Origin of the sequence: Paenibacillus sp. oral taxon 786 str. D14 (genome assembly GCF_000159955.1) — a bacterium.
GTDB lineage: Bacteria > Bacillota > Bacilli > Paenibacillales > Paenibacillaceae > Fontibacillus > Fontibacillus phoenicis.
On record NZ_GG696001.1, the window covers coordinates 1 to 3,781 of the forward strand.

The following is a 3,781-nucleotide window of genomic DNA, read 5'->3' on the forward strand; positions in this document are numbered from 1 at the left end:
CTAACTAACGTTGTTGATTCCTTGGATGTTTCAATCTGGAAGAAGAGCCGCACGGATCAATTGATCTGGCGGCTCTTGTCTGTTCTGGGGAGCACTTAGGAGCAGCGTGCTGGTGTGTTGAGCCAGACGGAGCAGGTTCTGGTCTGCGAAGCACTTCGCCTTCGTGCAGCCATTCTTTCCTGCGGGTTCTTCAGGGGAGCGTGCTGGTCTGCGGAGCTCTTTAGTGCAGCTTCCTTACCTACGGGCTCCACAGGGCAGCATTCTACTTTGCGGATCCATCAGGACAGCAAAGCGATGACCAGCAGTTCGTAGAGAACCAGCGTTAAAATGGTCTCATCGCTAGGACTTAGCCCCCAATAAGGAGCGCCAATGGCACGCTGCCCCCCTTGCCGCGGAACAGCCAAATGCAGTAACCCGCCTTGGCAGCCAACGATTCGACCAACATGCACATGACCTTCCATCGTTTCAATGCGCACCCGCTGATTGATATGCTGCCGGCAGATGTCGTGTACCCGGTCACGAACCGTCCGCAAATGATGGACGTGTTGCGGATCAGCCTGATAAACGATACGATGCTGAGGATAACCCCATGGTTGAACACTCATTCGTTATTCGCCTCCAACGTTTCAAGTTCAAATTATCGTATGCGAATACCCAGTAGGCGGTGAAGCTTGGCGTGGGAATCCGGCTCCTCTTGCCAAATGCCTTCGGGCGGCGGAATAAGTTAGTTAGGAGGTTCGACGCTTGGAGTTCGGAGCTCGGACGGGAATTAGTTGTAAAAACTACTGTTAATTTTGCTCATTTTGCACTTAGGAGAGGATTAGCTGTAAAAAGTAACGTTAATTTTGGCGGTTTCGCGGGTTTGGCGAGTTTGATGCGAAATTAGAGGTACTTTTTCCAGTTAATTTACTCAAATGGCCTTCTCGGCTCGAAATTAACGGTAGAAAATCCAGTTAGTTGGGTGGAGGAGCGCGACGGGCGGGAGGTGAATCCAGTTCGTTGGTGGGAGAGCACGACGTGGTGGGACGTGGAGTGACGTGATGCACACCCAAGCACGCCAAAAAAGGTGGAGGGATCTCCCCCCACCTTACAGCTGCCACGCTTTACCGGTTCAACAAACTGCCGACATAACGCAGCAGCTCGTTGGCGCACACCGGGCAGTAGCCGTGCTCGTCGATCAGCCGCTTGCTGACCTCGTTGATGCGTTTCAGTTGGTTTTCGTCCGGCGTTTTGGTTGAGGTTGTGATTTTGACGATGTCCTTGAGGTCGGCGAACAGCTTCTTCTGGATCGCTTCCCGCAGCCGGTCGTGGTGATTATATTCAAATTTCTTCCCTTTACGCGAATACGCAGAGATGCGGATCAAAATTTCCTCCCGGAACGCCTTCTTCGCGTTTTCCGAGATGCCAATTTGCTCTTCGATCGAACGCATCAACCGCTCATCGGGATCCAGCTCCTCGTCGGTAAGCGGGTCGCGGATTTTCGTCCAGTTGCAGAACGCCTCGATGTTGTCGAGATAGTTCTCGAACAAGGTGCGCGCCGATTCCTCAAACGAGTAAACGAACGCTTTTTGCACTTCTTTCTTGGCAATCTCGTCGTATTCCTTACGGGCAATGCTGATGAAGTTCAGGTAACGCTCGCGTTCCTCCTTCGTGATGGAAGCATGCTGGTCAAGACCATCTTTGATCGCCCGCAAAATATCAAGTGCACCCATGCAATGCAAGTCCTGCTTAATCAGCGCGCTGGAAATCCGGTTGATGACATAACGCGGATCCACGCCGGACATGCCTTCTTCCAGGTACTCGTTTTGCAGCTCCTTCAAATCGGCGTCCTTGTAGCCCTCGACTTCTTCGCCGTCGTAGAGGCGCATTTTTTTCACCAGATCGACGCCTTGCTTCTTCGTCTCCTTTAACCGGGTCAAGATGGAGAAAATCGCTGCGGACCGCAGGGCATGCGGAGCAATATGAACGTGATTCATATCGCTTTGGCCGATCAGCTTGGCGTAAATTTTCTCCTCCTGTGACACCTTGAGATTATAGGGGATCGGCATGACGATCATCCGCGACTGCAGTGCTTCATTTTTCTTGTTGGCAATAAACGCTTTGTACTCCGCTTCGTTGGTGTGCGCGATAATCAGCTCATCCGCCGAGATCAGCGCAAACCGCCCCGCCTTGAAATTCCCTTCCTGGGTCAACGACAAAAGATTCCATAGAAACTTCTCATCGCATTTCAGCATTTCCTGGAACTCCATCAGGCCGCGGTTGGCCTTGTTCAACTCGCCGTCAAAGCGGTAGGCCCGCGGATCGGATTCTGAACCATATTCGGTGATTGTGGAAAAATCGATGCTGCCGGTCAAATCGGCGATATCCTGGGATTTCGGATCCGACGGGCTAAACGTGCCGATGCCAACCCGTTCCTCTTCGGACAAGAGTACCCGCTCGACCCTGACATTCTCGATGTCGCCGCCGTATTCCGTCCTCAGCCTCATCTGGCAAACGGGGCATAAATTGCCCTCAATCCGGACGTTCAGCGTTTTCTCCACCTCCGGCCGGAGCTCATGCGGAACGAGGTGAAGCGGGTCCTCATGCATCGGGCACCCGGCGATGGCGTACACCGCCCCTTTATCGGTCCGGGAAAACTTCTCTAGCCCACGCTTCAACAGCGTCACAATGGTGGACTTGCCCCCGCTGACCGGCCCCATCAGCAGCAAAATCCGCTTGCGTACGTCGAGCCGGCGGGCGGCGGAGTGAAAATACTCCTCGACCAGCTTTTCGATGGCCCGATCGAGCCCGAAGATTTCCTGCTCAAAAAATTTATACCTTTTCCGGCCGTCTTCCTCTTCGATGCCATAGGATTTAATCATTTCATAGACCCGGGCATGGGCGGTCATCGCCGGCGAAGGGTCTTTGGCCAACAGTTCAACATAATCTTTAAATGTGCCGCTCCACGACAAGGAGTCGCTTTCCGCCCGATAAGCCGCTATTCGCTCAAAAATGTCCATGTTAGGTACCTCCTGTACTCCCGCTTTAGGGGTTCTCCCGCGTCCCCATCTTTAGAACTGACGTGACCAGATTATGGAGCATCCACGATAAAAAAGTGTATTACATACCTATGCGCCGGTGAGGGAGAAGTTGACCGTTTTTCCGATGAAAATATTCAGATGGAAAAAGTAGGAATTCGGCTTTGTGATATAATCTTGAACAGGATCATGGGAACGATGAGGAAAAGGGGATCGTCATGGCGGTACAGCATGAGACGGAATTGTACGCTCCGTTGAAGGCTTTTTTTGAGGAGCGAGGGTATGTCATTAAAGGGGAAGTGCGGCATTGCGACTTGGTTGGCGTTCGGCCTGACCGCAACGAGCCGCTGATTGTGGAAATCAAAAAGACGTTTAATCTTCCTCTGCTGCTGCAGGGGTTGGAGCGCCAGCGCCTGAGCCCCGAGGTGTATCTGGCCGTGGAGCGGAACCGCGCCAAAAAAGGGGCGCACAACCAGCGGTGGAGTGAAATTACGATGCTTTGCCGCCGGCTGGGACTGGGGTTGATCACGGTAACCCGGTATAAAACGAAACCCGCCTTCGTGGAAGTCCTATGCGAGCCGGGGGACGGAGACTTATACATGCCGGGGCCGAAGGTGGTTAAACGCCGAGTGGATAAGCTGCTGCACGAGTTCCACGAACGCAGCGGCGACTACAACGTCGGCGGCAGCACCGGCACCAAGCTGGTGACGGCCTACCGCGAACGGGCGCTGCGCGTGGCGCTCGCCATCGAGGAGGGCGGCGGC

3 protein-coding genes are annotated in these 3,781 nt (G+C 53.7%); 1 reads left to right on the forward strand and 2 read right to left on the reverse strand.

Annotation, left to right across the window (positions count from 1 at the left end; all coding sequences use genetic code 11):
- Positions 1-278: 278 nt before the first annotated feature.
- Both POTG_RS21750 and POTG_RS21755 read right to left on the reverse strand, forming a co-directional pair.
- Entirely contained in the window at positions 279-605 is a 327-nt protein-coding gene (locus tag POTG_RS21750) for a hypothetical protein (RefSeq protein WP_009227007.1), read from the reverse strand.
- A 498-nt stretch (positions 606-1,103) separates the two neighbouring features.
- Positions 1,104-2,999 carry a PrkA family serine protein kinase gene (locus tag POTG_RS21755; protein WP_009227008.1) on the reverse strand — a complete coding sequence of 632 codons (1,896 nt, stop codon included), beginning with the start codon at positions 2,997-2,999 and terminating at the stop codon, positions 1,104-1,106.
- A gap of 236 nt (positions 3,000-3,235) precedes the next feature.
- Here POTG_RS21755 and POTG_RS21760 point away from each other — a divergent pair.
- The coding region (locus POTG_RS21760) for a DUF2161 family putative PD-(D/E)XK-type phosphodiesterase (RefSeq protein WP_009227009.1) at positions 3,236-3,781 on the forward strand (546 nt) is incomplete at its 3' end.

Excerpts from the sequence above, each read along its gene's own strand:
- POTG_RS21750 (WP_009227007.1), bottom strand. The coding sequence starts at position 605 with ATGAGTGTTCAACCATGGGGTTATCCTCAGCATCGTATCGTTTATCAG.
- POTG_RS21755 (WP_009227008.1), bottom strand. The coding sequence starts at position 2,999 with ATGGACATTTTTGAGCGAATAGCGGCTTATCGGGCGGAAAGCGACTCC.